This window comes from Pseudomonas sp. JE3303 (assembly GCF_056312565.1).
The window spans coordinates 14,148-31,692 of the sequence record NZ_JBWGIF010000019.1; the positions used below are offsets into that span (position 1 = coordinate 14,148).

General features: G+C 62.9%; 20 protein-coding genes and 5 tRNA genes. 16 read left to right on the top strand and 9 right to left on the bottom strand.

What is annotated here, in order from left to right; translation table 11 throughout:
• The first annotated feature begins 8 nt into the window (after positions 1-8).
• Positions 9-1,094 (top strand): glycine oxidase ThiO, encoded by a 1,086-nt coding sequence (gene thiO / locus AC0ZZU_RS22750; RefSeq protein ID WP_476343522.1) that lies wholly within the window; start codon positions 9-11, stop codon positions 1,092-1,094.
• 24 nt (positions 1,095-1,118) lie between these two features.
• Here thiO and AC0ZZU_RS22755 read toward each other — a convergent pair whose 3' ends face one another.
• Positions 1,119-1,349 carry a PP0621 family protein gene (locus AC0ZZU_RS22755; RefSeq protein WP_476343523.1) on the bottom strand — a complete coding sequence of 77 codons (231 nt, stop codon included), beginning with the start codon at positions 1,347-1,349 and terminating at the stop codon, positions 1,119-1,121.
• A gap of 94 nt (positions 1,350-1,443) precedes the next feature.
• The gene (locus tag AC0ZZU_RS22760; RefSeq protein ID WP_476343524.1) at positions 1,444-2,460 is read right to left on the bottom strand and encodes an outer membrane protein assembly factor BamD; all 1,017 of its coding nucleotides are present in this window, start codon (positions 2,458-2,460) and stop codon (positions 1,444-1,446) included.
• A gap of 150 nt (positions 2,461-2,610) precedes the next feature.
• Between AC0ZZU_RS22760 and rluD the strand changes: the two genes are divergently transcribed.
• The 7 genes from rluD (at position 2,611) to AC0ZZU_RS22795 (ending at position 7,733) form a co-directional block, all read left to right on the top strand.
• On the top strand, positions 2,611-3,573 hold the full coding sequence (rluD, locus tag AC0ZZU_RS22765) for a 23S rRNA pseudouridine(1911/1915/1917) synthase RluD (RefSeq protein ID WP_476343525.1): 963 nt from the start codon (positions 2,611-2,613) through the stop codon (positions 3,571-3,573).
• Positions 3,570-4,310, top strand: coding sequence for a peptidoglycan editing factor PgeF (gene pgeF, locus AC0ZZU_RS22770; protein WP_476343526.1), 741 nt, complete (start codon positions 3,570-3,572; stop codon positions 4,308-4,310). The genes rluD and pgeF overlap by 4 nt, the downstream gene beginning before the upstream one ends.
• Positions 4,311-4,443: 133 nt before the next feature.
• Positions 4,444-7,008 (top strand): ATP-dependent chaperone ClpB, encoded by a 2,565-nt coding sequence (gene clpB, locus AC0ZZU_RS22775; RefSeq protein WP_476343527.1) that lies wholly within the window; start codon positions 4,444-4,446, stop codon positions 7,006-7,008.
• A 311-nt stretch (positions 7,009-7,319) separates the two neighbouring features.
• Positions 7,320-7,395: transfer RNA gene (locus AC0ZZU_RS22780), tRNA-Asn, on the top strand.
• Between the two features lie 3 nt (positions 7,396-7,398).
• Positions 7,399-7,475: transfer RNA gene (locus AC0ZZU_RS22785), tRNA-Pro, on the top strand.
• A gap of 7 nt (positions 7,476-7,482) precedes the next feature.
• Positions 7,483-7,558, top strand: a tRNA-Lys gene (locus tag AC0ZZU_RS22790).
• A 98-nt stretch (positions 7,559-7,656) separates the two neighbouring features.
• Positions 7,657-7,733: transfer RNA gene (locus tag AC0ZZU_RS22795), tRNA-Pro, on the top strand.
• Positions 7,734-7,838: 105 nt separating this feature from the next.
• On the opposite strand, the gene AC0ZZU_RS22800 is transcribed toward AC0ZZU_RS22795, so the two are convergent.
• The 3 genes from AC0ZZU_RS22800 to AC0ZZU_RS22810 all read right to left on the bottom strand — a co-directional run bounded on the left by AC0ZZU_RS22800 (position 7,839) and on the right by AC0ZZU_RS22810 (position 10,155).
• Positions 7,839-9,134 (bottom strand): NAD(P)/FAD-dependent oxidoreductase, encoded by a 1,296-nt coding sequence (locus tag AC0ZZU_RS22800; RefSeq protein WP_476343528.1) that lies wholly within the window; start codon positions 9,132-9,134, stop codon positions 7,839-7,841.
• An 84-nt stretch (positions 9,135-9,218) separates the two neighbouring features.
• Positions 9,219-9,392 (bottom strand): DUF3094 family protein, encoded by a 174-nt coding sequence (locus AC0ZZU_RS22805; protein ID WP_158459845.1) that lies wholly within the window; start codon positions 9,390-9,392, stop codon positions 9,219-9,221.
• Positions 9,393-9,525: 133 nt separating this feature from the next.
• Complete coding sequence (locus AC0ZZU_RS22810; protein ID WP_476343529.1) at positions 9,526-10,155, bottom strand: DUF1780 domain-containing protein; 630 nt, start codon at positions 10,153-10,155, stop codon at positions 9,526-9,528.
• 73 nt (positions 10,156-10,228) lie between these two features.
• Here AC0ZZU_RS22810 and AC0ZZU_RS22815 point away from each other — a divergent pair, with 73 nt between their 5' ends.
• On the top strand, positions 10,229-10,918 hold the full coding sequence (locus AC0ZZU_RS22815; RefSeq protein WP_476343530.1) for an energy-coupling factor ABC transporter permease: 690 nt from the start codon (positions 10,229-10,231) through the stop codon (positions 10,916-10,918).
• 7 nt (positions 10,919-10,925) lie between these two features.
• Here AC0ZZU_RS22815 and yacG read toward each other — a convergent pair whose 3' ends face one another.
• From yacG to AC0ZZU_RS22835, 4 genes are read right to left on the bottom strand one after another with little or no spacing between them, the layout of a single operon-like run.
• Positions 10,926-11,126 (bottom strand): DNA gyrase inhibitor YacG, encoded by a 201-nt coding sequence (gene yacG / locus AC0ZZU_RS22820; RefSeq protein ID WP_324121352.1) that lies wholly within the window; start codon positions 11,124-11,126, stop codon positions 10,926-10,928.
• A complete protein-coding gene (gene coaE, locus AC0ZZU_RS22825; protein ID WP_476343533.1) occupies positions 11,123-11,746 on the bottom strand; it encodes a dephospho-CoA kinase in 624 nt (207 codons plus the stop codon). The genes yacG and coaE overlap by 4 nt, the downstream gene beginning before the upstream one ends.
• Positions 11,743-12,612, bottom strand: coding sequence for a prepilin peptidase (locus tag AC0ZZU_RS22830; protein WP_476343535.1), 870 nt, complete (start codon positions 12,610-12,612; stop codon positions 11,743-11,745). The genes coaE and AC0ZZU_RS22830 overlap by 4 nt, the downstream gene beginning before the upstream one ends.
• A complete protein-coding gene (locus tag AC0ZZU_RS22835; protein WP_476343537.1) occupies positions 12,613-13,821 on the bottom strand; it encodes a type II secretion system F family protein in 1,209 nt (402 codons plus the stop codon).
• Positions 13,822-14,027: 206 nt separating this feature from the next.
• Between AC0ZZU_RS22835 and AC0ZZU_RS22840 the strand changes: the two genes are divergently transcribed.
• From AC0ZZU_RS22840 to AC0ZZU_RS22870, 7 genes are all read left to right on the top strand, one after another.
• Positions 14,028-14,438 carry a pilin gene (locus tag AC0ZZU_RS22840; protein WP_158464911.1) on the top strand — a complete coding sequence of 137 codons (411 nt, stop codon included), beginning with the start codon at positions 14,028-14,030 and terminating at the stop codon, positions 14,436-14,438.
• A gap of 70 nt (positions 14,439-14,508) precedes the next feature.
• Positions 14,509-14,584: transfer RNA gene (locus AC0ZZU_RS22845), tRNA-Thr, on the top strand.
• 405 nt (positions 14,585-14,989) lie between these two features.
• Complete coding sequence (locus AC0ZZU_RS22850; RefSeq protein ID WP_476343539.1) at positions 14,990-15,265, top strand: hypothetical protein; 276 nt, start codon at positions 14,990-14,992, stop codon at positions 15,263-15,265.
• Complete coding sequence (locus tag AC0ZZU_RS22855) at positions 15,262-15,540, top strand: DUF3077 domain-containing protein (protein ID WP_476343541.1); 279 nt, start codon at positions 15,262-15,264, stop codon at positions 15,538-15,540. The genes AC0ZZU_RS22850 and AC0ZZU_RS22855 overlap by 4 nt, the downstream gene beginning before the upstream one ends.
• A gap of 491 nt (positions 15,541-16,031) precedes the next feature.
• Positions 16,032-16,529, top strand: a complete 498-nt coding sequence (locus tag AC0ZZU_RS22860) for a hypothetical protein (protein WP_476343543.1) — start codon at positions 16,032-16,034, stop codon at positions 16,527-16,529.
• An 11-nt stretch (positions 16,530-16,540) separates the two neighbouring features.
• Positions 16,541-17,095 carry a nucleotidyltransferase family protein gene (locus AC0ZZU_RS22865; RefSeq protein ID WP_476343545.1) on the top strand — a complete coding sequence of 185 codons (555 nt, stop codon included), beginning with the start codon at positions 16,541-16,543 and terminating at the stop codon, positions 17,093-17,095.
• A 105-nt stretch (positions 17,096-17,200) separates the two neighbouring features.
• Positions 17,201-17,482, top strand: a complete 282-nt coding sequence (locus AC0ZZU_RS22870; RefSeq protein ID WP_476343546.1) for a type II toxin-antitoxin system Phd/YefM family antitoxin — start codon at positions 17,201-17,203, stop codon at positions 17,480-17,482.
• The last annotated feature ends 63 nt before the right edge of the window (positions 17,483-17,545 follow it).

Sequence of the window (17,545 nt, forward strand, 5' to 3'; positions counted from 1 at the left end):
ATCGACAGATGAGCAAGCAAGTAGTGATTGTCGGGGGCGGGGTGATCGGCCTGCTGACAGCGTTCAACCTGGCAGCCCAGGTCGACCGGATAGTGGTCTGTGACCAGGGCGAAGTGGGGCGCGAGTCGTCCTGGGCGGGTGGCGGTATCGTCTCGCCGCTGTACCCCTGGCGCTACAGCCCGGCGGTGACGGCGCTGGCGCACTGGTCACAGGATTTTTATCCACAGCTGGCCGAGCGTCTGTACGCCAGTACCGGTGTCGATCCCGAGGTGCACACTACCGGGCTGTACTGGCTGGACCTGGACGACGAAGCCGAGGCCCTCGCCTGGGCGGCGCGTGAAGGGCGTCCGCTGCGGGCCGTGGATATCTCGGCGGCCTATGACGCGGTGCCTGTGCTCGGTGCTGGCTTCAAGCGGGCGATCTACATGGAAGGTGTGGCCAACGTGCGCAATCCGCGCCTGGTCAAGTCGCTCAAGGCGGCGCTGCTGGCGTTGCCCAACGTCACCCTGCGCGAGCACTGCCGGATCAGCGGGTTCACCCGGGACGGCGAGCGCATCACCGGCGTGCAGACCGATGAAGGGCTGCTGGCTGGCGATGCGGTGGTGCTCAGCGCTGGCGCCTGGAGTGGCGACTTGCTCGCTACCCTGGGGATGGAGCTGCCGGTCGAACCGGTCAAAGGCCAGATGATTCTCTACAAGTGCGCCGAGGACTTCTTGCCGAGCATGGTCCTGGCCAAGGGCCGCTATGCGATACCGCGACGCGACGGTCACATCCTGGTGGGCAGCACGCTGGAACATGCGGGCTATGACAAGACCCCGACCGAGCAAGCCCTGGAAAGCCTCAAGGCCTCGGCGATCGAGCTGTTGCCAGCGCTTGCCGATGCCACGCCGGTAGCGCACTGGGCGGGTCTGCGGCCGGGTTCGCCCGAAGGTATCCCGTATATCGGCGAAGTGCCGGGTCATCCCGGCCTGTGGCTGAACTGCGGTCATTACCGCAACGGCTTGGTGCTGGCGCCGGCGTCATGTCAGCTGTTCTGTGATCTGCTGCTGGGGAACACGCCGATCATCGATCCCGCACCCTACGCGCCTGCGTAGCAGGGCACGTCAGGACGCATGGCCTCAGCGTTGCTGCCCCGGCCCTTGCTCCAGGTGCGCCTGGCTGCAATACCACTGGCTACCCTGGCACAAGGCCCGGTCACCGGGCAGGTGCACGCCGCAATGGGCGCAGCGGACCATTTTCAGCGGGTCGTCGAGAGTGTTGTCCTGGCGGGTTTCTTGGCTGATCTTGAACTTGCGCCACAGCCAGAACGCGGCGGCGATCAGGGCGATCCAGAAGAGTAGGCGAACCATGGTGTCCAGCTTGTCTAAATGAAGAGCAGACAGTCTAGGGCGCGGCCATGAAAAAAGGGAGGCCCAGGCCTCCCTTTATCTGATGCGCGTAGAGTCAGTCGAACAGACCAAAGGTCATGTAGCTGAACCACGAACGGTCCTGCTCGGCTTCCTTCGGACCTTCCGGCTCGATCGGATTGCCGTCTTCGTCCTTGGGCAGCAGCTCTCGCGGAATCTCGGACTTGGCGTCTTCGTACTGCTTGATCACGTCCTGGTTGGCACGGGTCTCGCCCGGCGGCAGTGGCGTCTCGGACTCGATCAGGCCCAAGGTGGCCTTGGAAAGCCACGAGCGGTTGTCCGCCTCGCCCTGTTTGGGCACGAACTCGCCATCGACCAGGCTAGGGTGGTCAGGGTAGTTGAGCTTGAGGGTCTCGAGGCTGGTGGCGGCGAGTTCGTCCAGGTGCAGGTGCTGGTACGCCTCGGTCATCACGGCCAGGCCGTCGCCGACCGATGGCGTCTCCTGGAAGTTCTCGACCACGTAGCGGCCACGGTTGGCTGCGGCGACGTAGGCCTCGCGGGTCAGGTAGTAGTCGGCGACATGGATCTCGTAGGAAGCCAGCAGGTTGCGCAGGTAGATCATGCGCTGCTTGGCGTCGGGCGAGTAGCGGCTGTTCGGGAAACGGCTGGTGAGCTGGGCGAACTCGTTGTAGGAGTCGCGCGCGGCACCCGGGTCACGCTTGGTCATGTCCAGCGGCAGGAAGCGCGCCAGCAGGCCGCGGTCCTGGTCGAACGAGGTCAGGCCCTTGAGGTAGTAGGCGTAGTCGACGTTCGGATGCTGCGGATGCAGGCGGATGAAACGCTCGGCGGCGGACTTGGCGGCCTCGGGCTCGGCGTTCTTGTAGTTGGCGTAGATCAGTTCCAGCTGCGCCTGGTCGGCGTAGCGGCCGAACGGATAGCGCGACTCCAGGGCCTTCAACTTGCTGGTGGCGCTGGTGTAGCTGTGGTTGTCCAGATCGGCCTGCGCCTGCTGGTACAGCTCGGCTTCGCTCAGGTTTTCGTCGATGACTTCCTTCGAAGAACACGCAGCGGTCAGTCCAAGGATGGCGATCAGCAGCAGGTGTTTCACTTGCATGGCGGCTTGCGTCCCTTTGACGGCCGCTGTCTTGGGCGGTGCCGTCCTGTTATGATGAGCGCCCCGGTGTAACCGTCGGGGCAAAAGAAGCCGTATTTAACCACAAGCGTGCAGTCGAAACCAAAGGCTGTGCCGCCCGCTGATTCGAGCATGTCCGAGATCATTCAACTTAGTGCAGAAGTGCCATACGAACTGGGCGGTCAACGCCTGGACCAGGTGGCCGCCCAATTGTTCGCCGAGTACTCGCGTTCACGCCTGTCCTCCTGGATCAAGGAGGGCCGCCTGACCGTCGATGGCGCCGTCCTGCGTCCGCGCGACATCGTCCACGGCGGCTCGCTGCTGGCCCTGGAGGCCGAGCACGAGGCCCAGGGCGAGTGGGTGGCCCAGGCCATCGAGCTGGATATCGTCTATGAAGACGACCATATCCTGGTCATCAACAAGCCGGCAGGCCTGGTGGTGCACCCCGCGGCGGGCCACGCCGACGGCACCTTGCTCAATGCCCTGTTGCACCACGTGCCAGACATCGTCAACGTGCCGCGCGCGGGCATTGTCCATCGCCTCGACAAGGACACCACCGGTCTGATGGTGGTCGCCAAGACGTTGCAGGCGCAGACCAACCTGGTCGCGCAGCTGCAGAGCCGCAGCGTCAGCCGGATCTATGAGTGCATCGTCATCGGCGTCGTCACCGCAGGCGGCAAGATCAATGCACCGATCGGCCGTCATGGTGGCCAGCGTCAGCGCATGGCCGTGACCGAGGGCGGCAAGCCGGCGGTCAGCCACTACCGTGTACTCGAGCGCTTCCGTTCGCACACCCATGTGCGCGTCAAGCTCGAGACGGGGCGTACCCACCAGATCCGCGTGCACATGGCCCACGTCAACTTCCCGTTGGTCGGCGACCCGGTGTATGGCGGGCGCTTCCGCATTCCGCCGGCGGCCAACCCGTCGATGGTCGATGCGCTCAAGACCTTCCCGCGCCAGGCGCTGCATGCGCGCTTCCTTGAGCTCGATCACCCCGAGACCGGCAAGCGCATTGGCTGGGAATCGGCACTGCCCGACGACTTCGTCTGGCTGCTGTCGCTGCTCAAGCAGGACCGCGAGAGCTTCGTCGGGTGAACGGCCTGGCGCAGTCGCTGCTGTTTCCCGACTGGCCGGCCCCGGCCTCGGTAGGCGCCTGCGTCACCACCCGTGCAGGCGGTATCAGCCTGCCGCCCTACGACAGTTTCAATCTCGGTGACCATGTCGGCGACCAGCCGGCTGCCGTGGCCGAGAACCGTCGCCGCCTCAGCGAGACCTTCGGGATTCAGCCGGCATGGCTCAAGCAGGTTCACGGCCTGGAGGTGTCCGACGCTGATCCCTCCACGGTCGCGGAAGCGGATGCCAGCTGGACGTCCACTCCCGGCATCGCCTGCACGGTGATGACCGCCGATTGCCTGCCCGTGCTGTTCTGTGACCGCGCCGGTACCCGCGTGGCCGCTGCTCACGCTGGCTGGCGCGGGTTGGCCGGTGGCGTACTGGAGTCCACCCTGGATGCCCTGGGCGTGCCCCCCGAAGACGTGCTGGTCTGGCTTGGACCGGCGATCGGTCCGCACGCCTTCGAGGTCGGTCTTGAAGTGCGCGACGCTTTCACTGCCGTTCATCCGGCCGCCGCCGCCGCGTTTGTTGCAGGCGATCGCCCTGGCAAGCTGATGGCGGACATCTATGCCCTGGCACGCCTGCGCCTGGCCGCACGCGGTGTGACTGCGGTATACGGCGGCGGGCTATGCACCGTCAGCGATCCACGCTTCTTTTCCTATCGGCGCACACCGCAAGGTGGCCGTTTCGCATCATTGGTGTGGCTGGAGCCGCGCTGATCCCTCTTGACTCCGGTCAACCCCGCTAAGCTTGAATCTTGCGCAAACAACCCAATCTATTGGGTTATCTCTGGCAGGTTTCTTCATCAGGTGTGTCCATCGCTCCGACCTGCCCATTATAGGAAGGTAAGTTATGCGAATAGACCGTTTGACCAGCAAACTGCAACTCGCGTTGTCCGATGCCCAGTCCCTGGCTGTCGGCATGGACCATCCGGCCATCGAGCCAACGCACCTGTTGCAATCCTTGATCGACCAGCAGGGCGGCTCGATCCGTCCGCTGCTGATGCAGGTCGGCTTCGATATCAACAGCCTGCGCAAGGCGTTGACCAAGGAGCTGGACCAGCTACCCAAGATCCAGAACCCGACCGGCGACGTCAACATGTCCCAGGACCTGGCGCGCCTGCTCAACCAGGCCGACCGCCTCGCCCAGCAGAAAGGTGACCAGTTCATCTCCAGCGAGCTGGTGGTGCTCGCGTCCATGGACGAGAACAGCAAGCTCGGCAAGCTGCTGCTCGGCCAGGGCGTGAGCAAGAAGGCCCTGGAAAACGCCATCAGCAACCTGCGTGGCGGCGAAGCGGTCAATGACCCCAACGCCGAAGAGTCCCGCCAAGCCCTCGACAAGTACACCGTCGACCTGACCAAGCGCGCCGAAGAGGGCAAGCTCGACCCGGTGATCGGCCGTGACGACGAGATTCGCCGCACCATTCAAGTCCTGCAGCGCCGCACCAAGAACAACCCGGTGCTGATCGGTGAGCCTGGGGTCGGCAAGACCGCCATCGCCGAAGGCCTGGCCCAGCGCATCATCAATGGCGAAGTGCCGGATGGCCTCAAGGGCAAGCGCCTGCTGTCGCTGGACATGGGCGCCCTTATTGCAGGCGCCAAGTTCCGCGGCGAATTCGAAGAGCGCCTCAAGGGCCTGCTCAACGAGCTGTCCAAGCAGGAAGGGCAGATCATCCTGTTCATCGACGAGCTGCACACCATGGTCGGCGCAGGCAAGGCCGAGGGCTCGATGGATGCCGGCAACATGCTCAAGCCAGCCCTGGCGCGGGGCGAACTGCACTGCGTCGGCGCGACCACGCTGAACGAGTACCGCCAGTACATCGAGAAAGACGCGGCGCTGGAGCGGCGTTTCCAGAAGGTGCTGGTCGAGGAGCCGAGCGAGGAAGACACCATCGCCATCCTGCGTGGCCTCAAGGAGCGCTATGAGGTGCACCACAAGGTGGCCATCACCGACGGCGCGATCATCGCCGCGGCCAAGCTCAGCCATCGCTACATCACCGACCGCCAGCTGCCGGACAAGGCCATCGACCTGATCGACGAGGCCGCCAGCCGCATCCGCATGGAGATCGACTCCAAGCCCGAGGTGCTCGATCGCCTGGAGCGTCGCCTGATCCAGCTCAAGGTCGAGTCCCAGGCCTTGAAGAAGGAAGAAGACGAAGCGGCCAAGAAACGCCTTGAAAAGCTTACCGACGACATCGCTCGTCTGGAGCGTGAATACTCCGACCTTGAAGAGGTCTGGGCCGCCGAGAAAGCAGAAGTGCAAGGCTCGGCGCAGATCCAGCAGAAGATCGAGCAATCGCGCCAGGAGCTCGAGGCCGCCCGCCGGCGTGGTGACCTGAGCCGCATGGCCGAGCTGCAGTACGGTGTGATCCCCGACCTGGAGCGCAGCCTGCAGATGGTCGACCAGCACGGCAAGGCCGAGAACCAGCTGCTGCGCAACAAGGTGACCGAGGAAGAAATCGCCGAGGTGGTCTCCAAGTGGACCGGTATCCCCGTCTCCAAGATGCTCGAGGGCGAACGCGAGAAGCTGCTGAAGATGGAAGGCCTGTTGCACCAGCGAGTGATCGGCCAGGAAGAGGCGGTGGTCGCCGTGTCCAACGCCGTGCGCCGCTCGCGTGCCGGTCTGTCGGACCCTAACCGTCCGAGCGGCTCGTTCCTGTTCCTCGGCCCGACCGGGGTGGGCAAGACCGAGCTGTGCAAGGCGCTGGCGGAGTTCCTGTTCGACACCGAGGAGGCCATGGTGCGTATCGACATGTCCGAGTTCATGGAGAAGCATTCCGTGGCCCGGCTGATCGGCGCGCCGCCAGGCTATGTCGGCTACGAGGAGGGCGGTTACCTGACCGAGGCGGTACGGCGCAAGCCTTACTCGGTAGTGCTGCTCGACGAGGTCGAGAAAGCGCATCCGGATGTGTTCAACGTGTTGCTGCAGGTACTGGAAGATGGTCGCCTGACTGACAGCCATGGCCGTACCGTCGATTTCCGCAACACCGTGATCGTGATGACCTCCAACCTGGGCTCGGCGCAGATCCAGGAGCTGGTCGGTGATCGCGAGGCGCAGCGCGCGGCGGTGATGGATGCAGTGGGTGCGCACTTCAGGCCGGAGTTCATCAACCGGATCGACGAAGTGGTGGTGTTCGAGCCCCTGGGCCGCGAGCAGATCGCCGGTATCACCGAGATCCAGCTGGGCCGCCTGCGTAGTCGATTGGCGGAGCGCGAGCTGAGCCTGGAGCTGAGCCCCGAGGCGTTGGACAAGCTGATTGCGGTCGGATACGACCCGGTCTACGGCGCGCGTCCACTGAAACGTGCGATCCAGCGCTGGATCGAGAACCCGTTGGCGCAGTTGATCCTGTCGGGCAAATTCGTGCCTGGGACGCCGATCACGGCCAAGGTCGAAGGGGAGGGAATCGCCTTCGCCTGACCGGTTTTGTGGGGGCGGGCCATCCCGCTCCCACAACTTCTTGAACCCGTTGAAATTTTTCTTTGCATTTTGCGCCAAGTGCTTTTAATATGCGCCCCGCTGTCACCCAACATGCAGAACCAGCAACATCGGATTCTAAAAACAATTTGCAAATCAGTTAGTTAAATGCAAATTGGGGGTTGACAAGGGTTTTGAAGGTTGTAGAATAGCGCGCCTCAGAGACATGAACGCAGCGATGCACAAGGTCGAAGAGTCGAGGCAGTAGCGATACAGCATTCGAAGCTTGCAGTAAAAGTTGTACGAGTATCAGTTCCGCGATAGCTCAGTCGGTAGAGCAAATGACTGTTAATCATTGGGTCCCTGGTTCGAGTCCAGGTCGCGGAGCCAACTCGGGGTGTAGCGCAGTCCGGTAGCGCGCCTGCTTTGGGAGCAGGATGTCAGGAGTTCGAATCCCCTCACCCCGACCATTTTTTTGGGTCGTTAGCTCAGTTGGTAGAGCAGTTGGCTTTTAACCAATTGGTCGTAGGTTCGAATCCTACACGACCCACCATTTTCGAGTCCTTCCCGGGATTTGGATCTTAAAAGACTGAAGCGCCATTCGCGCCCAGTCGCTGAAAAAAGGCGCCTTTGTTGGTGCCTTTTTTTTACCGGGGTGTAGCGCAGTCCGGTAGCGCGCCTGCTTTGGGAGCAGGATGTCAGGAGTTCGAATCCCCTCACCCCGACCATATTGTAGAAAAAAGGGCATCTCTCACGAGATGCCCTTTTTTTTGGTTCGGATTTAGTACGGTCCATATCCAGGCGGTTCGCAATGCCGAACCGCCTGGATCAGGTCAATGCAATTTCAGACGAGGCTCCGTGCCACGCCCGATACGGCTGCCCAGCATCAGCATCATGGTGCGGAAGAAACCGTACAGCGCCATCTGGTGCATGCGGTACAGCGATACATAGAACATCCGCGCCAGCCAGCCCTCGAGCATCACACTGCCCGTCAGGTTGCCCATCAGGTTGCCCACTGCCGAGAAACGCGACAGCGATACCAGCGAGCCGTAGTCCTTGTACTCATAGGTCGGCAGCGCCTTGCCTTCCAGGCGGGCCGCAAGGCTCTTGGCAAGCATGGATGCCTGCTGGTGCGCGGCCTGCGCCCGAGGCGGGACGTTGCGGTCGCTGCCCGGCTGCGGGCACGCGGCGCAGTCGCCGAAGGCAAAGATGTCATCGTCCAGCGTGGTCTGCAGGGTAGGGCGCACCACCAGCTGATTGATGCGGTTGGTCTCCAGGCCATCGATGTCCTTGAGGAAGCCCGGTGCACGGATACCGGCCGCCCACACCTTCAAGCTGGCCTGGATCACGTCACCATTGGCGGTCTTGAGGCCCTCGGCGCTCACTTCGCTGACCGCGGCATTGGTCATCACCGTCACGCCCAGCTTCTCGAGGGTCTTGTGCACCGGCACGCTGATGCGCTCGGGTAGCGCTGGCAATACCCGCGGGCCTGCCTCGATCAGGGTGATGTGCATGTCCTTGGGCTGGATGCGGTCCAGGCCATAGGCAGCCAGTTCGTGAGCCGCGTGGTGCAGTTCGGCAGCCAGTTCCACACCGGTGGCACCAGCTCCCACGATGGCCACGCTGATCTTCGCGCTGGCCTGGTCGCCAGCATGGGCACGCAGGTAATGGTTGAGCAACTGCTGATGAAAACGCTCGGCCTGCTTGCGGGTGTCCAGGAACAGGCAATGCTGCGCCGCGCCCAGGGTGCCGAAGTCGTTGGTGTTGCTGCCTACCGCGATCACCAGCGTGTCGTAGCCCAGGGTGCGCGCGGGCAATAGCTCGCGGCCCTCTTCATCGAGGGTCGCAGCCAGTTGGATCTGCTTGGTTTCCCGGTCCAGCCCGCTCATGCGCCCAAGCTGGAACTGGAAGTGATTCCACTTGGCCTGGGCAACATAGTTGAGCTCGTCTTCAGACGAGTTCAGCGAGCCTGCGGCCACCTCGTGCAGCAGAGGCTTCCAGATGTGCGTCAGGTTGGAGTCGACCAGGGTGACCTCGGCCTTGCCGCGCTTGACCAAGGTCTTGCCCAGGCGGGTCGCCAGTTCCAGGCCGCCGGCGCCGCCGCCGACAATCACGATGCGATGAGTCATGGGAATATCTCATAAGGTTTACGGAATTCGGGTCCTGAGTGGCCGGCCGCGTGGGGCGGGCGGATCGGGCGAGCGCGAGGCAGCTCATAGCACCAGGTGACTCAGGAGGCGGCTCAACAGACCCAGACCGATGGTCACGGCCACCACCAGCACAAGGAGCAGCCAAGGCCTGAAAGGCTTGCGCTCGACTTGACGCTGGGGGGCACGCAGGTACTCATCGACACGACGCTGATCATCAGGATTCAGGCGGCTGGTCATGGTGGGCCTCGTCAGATAGACGCATGTGACTGTAGAAACGCTACAGGGTTCGTCCAAGGGCTTGATAACGAATGCGAATGCTTTGTATCGCTGGCGTCGAGTCTACGCCATCCGCAGGCAGCGCGGCAGTGGCTCAAAGGCTGATTCCGACATCGAAGACAATGCTGCGCCCCAGGTTGCCCCGCAGGAAATCCGGTGCATCGGGGTGAGCGAACAGCACCCGCGCAAAGGTCGGGCCGACCAGTGACAGCGACCGCCAGCCCTGGCGCAGGTACTCGGTCGGTGGCGGAAAATGGCTGTTGAGGTCGAGCACCTCGCGCTTGAGGCTGGAGAAGGCAATGATGTCCAGCTCCCCCAGGTCCAGTCCTCGTTCGAGGTAGTTGTGCGCCTTCTTGCGCAAGGTCGGCGCCAGCCGCTGCAGCAGTTCCTGGGCGCTGATCCGGCGCGGGCGGGCTTCGCGGCGCACCAGCTGGCTCAGGGAAAAGGCACTGCGGCGGCGCTGCAGCTCTTCACGCCATTCGTCGTTGAGCCGGCGGCCCTCGTCCAGCACGAAGAACACCTCGAAGGCCGCATCGCGAAACAGCACATCCGGCGGCTCCTGCCCGGCAGCGGCAAAGTCTTCGGCGCGGTAGGGGATGTTCAGGCCTTGCAGCAGGCGCTGGCACACCCAACGTTCACGCTCCCATTTGCGCGCATTGGATAAGAAAGCATTGGCCTGTTCGGCCTGGATGGTAAGCAGGCGCAGGTAGTCTGAGTCGTCCATGCAGACAAGCTTAGCCGCAAACGCGCCCGCGCTAGACTCAAGCCAACACAACAGGCATCGGAGGACGCAGGCAGTGATCAGCGCTCAGGTCTTGTCCCACACCAGCCTGACCCTCGGCTGGGTGGGGTACGTGCCGCTGCTGTTATGGGCGGCGACGCGCACTGGATGGGTCGAGCTGTTCAGCGACAGCCGCCGCCAGCATGTGCTGTTTGGCGCGGTTTTCGCGCTGTTTGCGTTGTGGTTGGTGCGGCGGGACTTCGACACAGGCGTGTCCTATCACCTGATCGGCATGACCGCGGTCACGCTGCTGCTCGACTGGCCGCTGGCGGTGATCGGCGGGTTGCTGGCGCAGGCTGGGCTGCTGGCGATGGGGCGCCAGGACTTGGCGGCGCTGGGCGTGAATGGCTTGCTGCTGATCGGCTTGCCGGTGCTGGTGACCGAAGCCTGCGCCATCCTTGTGGAGCGCGCGCAGCCGCGCAATCCGTTCGTGTATATCTTCTGCTCGGGATTCCTGGCTGCGGCATTGGCGGCTTTGCTCTGCCTGATGGCCGGGCTCGGGCTGCTGTGGCTGGACGGCAGGTTCGCCATGCCCGAGTGGATCGAGGATTTTGTCGGTTACCTCTGGCTGATGATCTTTCCGGAGGCCTTCATCAACGGCATGGTGGTCAGCGCGCTGGTGGTGTTCTGCCCCGAATGGCTCGAAACCTTCAACCGCACCCGCTACCTGCAGGCGCCGGGGAAGGATGACGAGCCCAGGGAGTGATCAGTGCTTAATGGCGGGGGTCGAGCTCGCCGGAGAACAGTTCATCCTCGGCATCCGGTGCAACCGGGATCTTGTGCTCCTCCGACGCCCAGGCGCCCAAGTCGATCAGTTTGCAGCGATCGGAACAGAATGGCCGGAACGCGCTGGCCGCGCTCCATTCAACAGGGGCGCCGCAGGTCGGGCAGTCAACGGTCATGGGCTGGCTCATGGCTGGCCTCCTCGTAAAGTCAGGTAAAAATGATGCAGGCGATCGATCTGGTCGTGCAGCGCTGCGAGGTCGCGGTCATTGACCACCACATCGTCGGCATGGCGCAGGCGCTCTTCGCGGCTGGTCTGGGCCTTCAGAATGGCCTGGACCTGCTCGGGGCTGGTCTGGTCGCGGGCGAGGGTGCGCTGCACCTGCAGTGCCTCGGGCGCATCGATCACCAGCAGACGGTGGGTTTTCTTGTGCTGGCCGGACTCGATCATCAAAGGCGAGACAAACACCGCATAGGGTGATTCTGCCTTGGCCAGGTAACTGAAGATCTCCTGACCGATCAGCGGGTGCAGCAGTTGCTCCACCCACAGCCGCTGCGCCGGGTCGGCGAAGATCAGCTCGCGCAGTGCACCACGGTTGAGCTGGCCGTCCTCGAGCAGCAGGCCAGCGCCAAAGCGCTCGACCAGGCTGGCCAGGGCAGGGCGGCCTGGCTCGACCACCCAGCGCGCCGCCTGGTCGGCATCGACAAGGTGCACGCCCAGTTCGACGAAGCGCTGCGCGGCCGCGCTCTTGCCGCTGCCGATGCCGCCGGTGAGCCCGAGTATCCAAGGGGTGAATGCCGCTGTGGTCATGAAAATCCGATCAGTTGCAGGTAGAAGGTGCTTATTTCATCACCCCAGAGCAGCGCAATCCAGCCCGCAATGGCCAGATAGGGTCCGAAAGGCATCGCCGTGCCCATCGACGCGTTGCGCCAGCGCAGCAGGCACAGGCCTGCCAGCGCGCCCACCACCGATGACAACATCAAGGTCAGGGGCAGCACTTGCCAGCCGCCCCACGCGCCGATCAGCGCCATCAGCTTGAAGTCGCCGTAGCCCATGCCGTCCTTGCCGGTGACCAGCTTGAACAGCCAGAACACCGACCACAGGCTGAGATAGCCGAATACCGCGCCCCATAGCGCCTGGTCCAGCGGCACGAAAAGCCCGAAGGCATTGACGATCAGCCCCAGCCAGAGCATCGGCAGCACCAGTGTGTCCGGCAGCAGCTGGTGCTCGATGTCGATCAGGCTCAGGGCCAGCAGGCACCAGCCCAGGAGCATCAGCGCCAGCGTCTGCAAGGTCGGACCGCCTTGCCAGGCAGCCAGCAGCGTCAGTGCCGCGCAGCCCAGCTCCACCAACGGATAGCGCACACTGATCTTTGCCCGGCAGGCCGAGCAACGCCCGCTCAGGGCGAGGTAGCTGAGCAGCGGAATGTTTTCCCACGCGCGGATGCGGTGGCCGCAATGAGGGCAGTGCGAGGCCGGCAGGCACAGGTTGAGCGGCTCATGCGTCTGGGTCGGCAGGCCCAGTGCTTCCTGGGCTTCGCGCTGCCACTGGCGGTCGAGCATGATGGGCAGGCGATGAACCAGCACATTGAGAAAGCTGCCCACGAGCAGGCCGAGCACTGCGGACATCGATAGAAAGAATACTGGCTGGTCGGCCATCGCAATCCACAGGTTCATTCAGATCAGGTTACCCAGCTGGAATATCGGCAGGTACATGGCGACCACCAGGCCGCCGACCACAATGCCAAGGACCAGCACAATCGCGGGTTCGAGCAGGCTGGTCAACTGCTCCAGCGACTGGCTGACCTGTTCCTCGTAATGGCAGGCCGCGCGCCCGAGCATGGTATCGAGGGTCCCGCTGCTTTCGCCGATCGCGCACATCTGCACCAGCAGCGGGGTGAAGGCGCGGTCCTCGGCCATCGCCAGGCTCAGGCCCTGGCCGTTGCCCATGGCCTGGCGCAGCCGCAGTATCGCCTGCTCGTGCAGGGCATTGCCGCTGGCCGCCGCCACCGTGCCCATGGCATCGAGCAGCGGCACGCCGGCCGTGTAGGCCGTGGCCAGGCAGCGGGCGAAGCGCGCCAGCGCGGCGTGGGTGATCAAGGGGCCGAAAACGGGCACCCGCATGATCCTGCGCAACAGCCACAAGCGGGCCGCAGGGTGGCGCTGGTAGAGCCAGCGCCCGCCTAGAAGCCCGCCAACGATGATAAACACCAACGTTCCGGCATGGCGGCCCAGCCCTGTGGATAAATCGATGACCCATTGGGTGAACGCCGGCAGGGCACTGCCGAAGCCGTCGAACAGCGTCTGAAAGCGCGGCACCACCTCAAGCAGCAACAACGCCGAAACGCCCAGTCCCGTCAGCAACAGCAGCGCCGGGTACATCATCGCCTTGCGCAGCCGCTTGCGCAGGGCCTGGCGCTGCTCGAGCATCCCGGCGAGCTGCTCGAGCTGGATATCCAGCGTGCCGGACTGCTCGCCCACCCTCACCAGGTTGCAATACAGCCTGTCGAACCAGCGCGGTTCCCGCTGCATGGCATCGGCCAGGTTCTGCCCCGCGCCCACCTGGCGTTCCAGGTGCGCCAGCAGCCGCGCCATGCTGGCGCTGCAGCCACTGCGGCGCATCACCTCGAAGGCCTGCAGCAACGGCACTCCCGCCTTGAGCAATGTCGCAAGCTGGCGGCTGAATCCTGCCGGATCGGTAGTTTCCCGGCGCAGCGGCAAGCGCCAGACCCTACCGCCGGCGACCTCCACTCGCGCCACCCTGATCCCCTGACGCTCCAGCCCGGCGCGCACCAGCGCCAACGTGCGGCCTTCGCGTCGACCCGTGACCCGCGCGCCGCTCGCGTCTGTTCCTTGCCAGGCGTACTGGCGTGATCCATTGCTCATGCAGAAATCCTTTCCGCTGGTTGCGACAAGCCCGGTAACAGCTGCGACCGGGCACATGTCCGAGGTGCTCACTAGAGTAGTTCCAGCGACCGCGGCGCACCGCCCGGCAGGGTGACAAAAGGTGTCTGTTCAGGCCTACTGCGCCGCTGCCGCCGGAGCGTCGCAGACTGGTTCCCCGGCATACCCGTACCAACAAGGAAAGCGTAATGAAAGGGCAACGCGGCATCACCCTGATCGAACTGATGATCGTCGTAGCGATCATCGGCATCCTGGCGACCATCGCCATCCCCATGTACACCGACAACCAATCGCGCACCAAGGCCGCGGCGGCCCTGGTCGAGATCTCCGCGCTCAAGACCGCCATGGACCTGCGCCTGAACGCCGGCAAGGACGTGCCCGACGTCGCCGCCCTCGGCGGCAAGCCCGCCACCGCCCACTGCGCCACCACCGCCACAGGCGTCGCCGCGAGTGGCACCGGCAGCATCGCCTGCACCCTCGTCGACGCCCCCGGCAACGTCCTCGGCAAGACCCTCACCCTGACTCGCGCCAGCACCGGCTGGACCTGCACCAGCAACATCGAGGAAGACCTCGCCCCAGCAGGTTGCAAGGCCCCGTGAGGCAACGGTAATAGCTGTTAGGAAACAGGGGTTTGCGTAACTGCCACGGCAGTGGTACGTTTCGCAACACGCCGGTGTAGCTCAGTCGGTAGAGCAGCGCACTCGTAACGCGAAGGTCGCAGGTTCGATTCCTGTCTCCGGCACCATGTTCAGCCAAAGCCCGCCTTGTGCGGGCTTTGTTGTTTTTGTGTGGTTCGCTTGGTGTGTCGTGGTCCAGCTAGCCGCCAGATCGTGTGTAGGCAGGCTTCGATCTGGCCGCGAAATATTTCGGTTTTCCAAATTTGGGAAGTATCCTACGAGCGCTGCTGAATTTTCCGATTGTGGGGGAAGCTGCATCGGGACTAATTTCCTCGAGTCGTCACCACCTTTGGCGACCGGGTGTGAGAGCCCGTGTAGATATTTCAGCAAGCTTTATGGCAGCTGTGCGCGGGCAGACCTCGGTCTGGCCGGGTTTCCTATATCTACCGGTCTCTCACCCCGCGTATGGCTGCCACCCTCATCCTGTGAGAGGGATCTGGGGGACAGCTCCTGTTAGATATAGGAGTCAAGTCATGAAAAAGATCGTCCCCGACCCACCCCGCAACCTCATCACCACTTCGCACTACACCCTCCACAACCACCTGACCCCTGAGGATTCACTCGTCATCGCCAGCGAACTGCTGCGTGGTGCCTATGAAACCACCGACGAATATTGCAGCACGCACTTCAAGGAGCCCGGGGAGGGCATGCTGGTGAACGTATTGCACTCTACCGAAACGGCCAAGGCGTTGATCGAGCACGCGCTTGCCAAGATGCAGGTCTCTGAGGCCCAGGAGGTGACATCATGAGCGGGTCAGCCAAGACTGCAGGCGTTACCACCTTCATTACTACCGAGAATCCACCCATGGACTTGTTCCGCATCAATCCAGGCGTTCCCCGCGACTATGCGTTGGAGCAGGTTTCGACCTTACTGGGCTGCGGGCACAAGCTGATCGAGGCCGGGGCGGTAGACAACGATGGCGACATGATCTGGTCGGCGTATTACCTGAGCGGGTTCGCGAAGGCGATCGTCAAGGATATGGAAGTGGGCAGGATGAAAAGCGAAGCTTCATCCAAGGCATAAACCTTCTACACCAAAGGCACCGGCTTAAAGCCCGGCACAGTAACTGTAGGGGCTTGCCCGCGTTCACGGGCAAGCCCGTGCCATCCACCGTGTAGCTGCCATCAAGTAACCCTGCTCATGAAAAGCAGCGGTAACAGATGTCGTGTTAACAGGTTTTTTGAACTGTAAACCAATGCGGTTAACGATTCAAAAAAGAGGTTAACAAGGTAAGGGCATACCGTTTGAAGGGTGCAACGTCGTGTGGTCTCTCGAGGCTGCTTTGCAGCCCCTCGCAAGGCGCCTCGAGCTCACTGGACGGTTCGCCACGATCCCTCCTTCTTGGGCGCCCGAGGCTGGATCTTGGGGAGCCGTTGCGCGGGCATCGTCGCCGGTGAGCCGGCCGCTATAAAGCCTGTGCTGCACTCCACGAAATTCGACCAAGCGTCATGACCCTGCCAAGCCAAGCGTTTAAGTTTTCGCGCCAATGAATGTTTCTCAGGAGGAGGCCACGCATGTCCAGTCATCCCGACAGCACTGAAATCGCCGAGTGGTTCGCCACATTCGGGATCGACGCGGTGGCCTACAGCGTCTGCTCCATCGACGTCACCACCGAGCCCCCAGGGCATTGGTTCTACAAGCGCAACCAGCTGCGGCCCGAGAGTCTCAAACTCGATCTGTCCATTCCTTCCAACGGTAACTGGCGCGTGCACCTGTCGCGCCACGACAATCTGTTCGATATCCAGTGGCGCCCTGACGACAGCCTCTGGGTCGAGTCCCAGCAACTGCGATACCGCAAGCTGATCAAGTGGCCACGGCTTCGCAGCCTCATGGACTTCCCGCTGCTGGCCGGGCAGTTGGAGCAATGCCTCGAGGTGCGCTTTTTGCGCCATGCCAATTTCAGCGCGCGCCTGCTGGAGCCAGAAGCGCTAGCACTCAACTCAAACATTCGCCAATGGTTGGCACCCTGTGCCGACACCTTTGGCTGCTACCGAAAGACGCAGCCGGACTAATGCGGCCGCTAATGGATTTTGCGCAGTCTCTTGAATCATTGTTAGAAACAGACCTGAACCGCTGGCACCTCCTGGATCTCGTCAGCGCACTCGGGCTCCCCGACTGCTGGATCGGTGCGGGCTTCGTGCGTAACGCGGTCTGGGACCATCTGCATGGCCGCCCTCCGTCTGCACCCTCTGGCGATGTGGATGTGCTGTGGTTCGATCCTGATCAGGTGAACCCAGCTGTAGACCGGCGACTGGAGTGGGTCTTGGGAGAATGGGCGCCTCAGATCAAATGGTCGGTAAAGAACCAGGCCCGGATGCATCTGCGTAACGGCGATCCGCCCTATAATTCCACCGCCGATGCCATGTGCCATTGGCCTGAGACTGCAACTGCGGTGGCAGTGAGGCGCTCGGGAGCGAAGAAGTGCGACGTGCTGGCGCCGCTGGGGCTGGAGGATTTGTTCGGGATGGTGCTTAGGCCGACCCGGCACTTCGTGGGGCTCAAGCGAGGGGAATATGAGGCACGGGTCAGCAGCAAGGGGTGGCTGGAGCATTGGCCGCGTCTGCGATGTCTGGATTGAGATCGACCAGTGTCCTGGTTGTGCGCAATTCAAATCGTACTGGGGAGTGCTGGAGCTGCATTCGTCTAATGACATTAAGCAAGATTGATGGGACTGGAGGAATGAATGTCTGCCTTACTTACCCGCGCTGACCAGGCCGTCTCCGCTACGGCCATGGCTGGAACGTTTGAAGCACGGCTGAACGAAGTAACCAGTGGTGAAACCACTCACTTGCTGATTATTGAGGACAACGCGCCTGCTGCGGTGCTGATGGGGATCGATGCCTATGAAGCCATGCAGAATGAGCTCATGGATTTGCGTGCCGAGCGTCTTGCTGCCGAGCGTATGCTCAGCCTGGAGGAAGAAAGAGCCGTGAATATTGAAGCGATGGAGTCTCGCTTCAGTTAAGAACCAGTGATCCGGCCTCGGAGGGGGCGGCCTGAAGGTAGTACGCGAGCGTAGTGCTTAAGC

What these genes read in the sequence shown, in the direction of transcription:
- thiO (WP_476343522.1), top strand. Translation starts at nt 9, where the DNA reads ATGAGCAAGCAAGTAGTGATTGTCGGGGGCGGGGTGATCGGCCTGCTG.
- AC0ZZU_RS22755 (WP_476343523.1), bottom strand. Translation starts at nt 1,349, where the DNA reads ATGGTTCGCCTACTCTTCTGGATCGCCCTGATCGCCGCCGCGTTCTGG.
- AC0ZZU_RS22760 (WP_476343524.1), bottom strand. Translation starts at nt 2,460, where the DNA reads ATGCAAGTGAAACACCTGCTGCTGATCGCCATCCTTGGACTGACCGCT.
- rluD (WP_476343525.1), top strand. Translation starts at nt 2,611, where the DNA reads ATGTCCGAGATCATTCAACTTAGTGCAGAAGTGCCATACGAACTGGGC.
- clpB (WP_476343527.1), top strand. Translation starts at nt 4,444, where the DNA reads ATGCGAATAGACCGTTTGACCAGCAAACTGCAACTCGCGTTGTCCGAT.
- AC0ZZU_RS22800 (WP_476343528.1), bottom strand. Translation starts at nt 9,134, where the DNA reads ATGACTCATCGCATCGTGATTGTCGGCGGCGGCGCCGGCGGCCTGGAA.
- AC0ZZU_RS22805 (WP_158459845.1), bottom strand. Translation starts at nt 9,392, where the DNA reads ATGACCAGCCGCCTGAATCCTGATGATCAGCGTCGTGTCGATGAGTAC.
- AC0ZZU_RS22810 (WP_476343529.1), bottom strand. Translation starts at nt 10,155, where the DNA reads ATGGACGACTCAGACTACCTGCGCCTGCTTACCATCCAGGCCGAACAG.
- yacG (WP_324121352.1), bottom strand. Translation starts at nt 11,126, where the DNA reads ATGAGCCAGCCCATGACCGTTGACTGCCCGACCTGCGGCGCCCCTGTT.
- coaE (WP_476343533.1), bottom strand. Translation starts at nt 11,746, where the DNA reads ATGACCACAGCGGCATTCACCCCTTGGATACTCGGGCTCACCGGCGGC.
- AC0ZZU_RS22830 (WP_476343535.1), bottom strand. Translation starts at nt 12,612, where the DNA reads ATGAACCTGTGGATTGCGATGGCCGACCAGCCAGTATTCTTTCTATCG.
- AC0ZZU_RS22835 (WP_476343537.1), bottom strand. Translation starts at nt 13,821, where the DNA reads ATGAGCAATGGATCACGCCAGTACGCCTGGCAAGGAACAGACGCGAGC.
- AC0ZZU_RS22840 (WP_158464911.1), top strand. Translation starts at nt 14,028, where the DNA reads ATGAAAGGGCAACGCGGCATCACCCTGATCGAACTGATGATCGTCGTA.
- AC0ZZU_RS22850 (WP_476343539.1), top strand. Translation starts at nt 14,990, where the DNA reads ATGAAAAAGATCGTCCCCGACCCACCCCGCAACCTCATCACCACTTCG.
- AC0ZZU_RS22855 (WP_476343541.1), top strand. Translation starts at nt 15,262, where the DNA reads ATGAGCGGGTCAGCCAAGACTGCAGGCGTTACCACCTTCATTACTACC.
- AC0ZZU_RS22860 (WP_476343543.1), top strand. Translation starts at nt 16,032, where the DNA reads ATGTCCAGTCATCCCGACAGCACTGAAATCGCCGAGTGGTTCGCCACA.
- AC0ZZU_RS22865 (WP_476343545.1), top strand. Translation starts at nt 16,541, where the DNA reads ATGGATTTTGCGCAGTCTCTTGAATCATTGTTAGAAACAGACCTGAAC.
- AC0ZZU_RS22870 (WP_476343546.1), top strand. Translation starts at nt 17,201, where the DNA reads ATGTCTGCCTTACTTACCCGCGCTGACCAGGCCGTCTCCGCTACGGCC.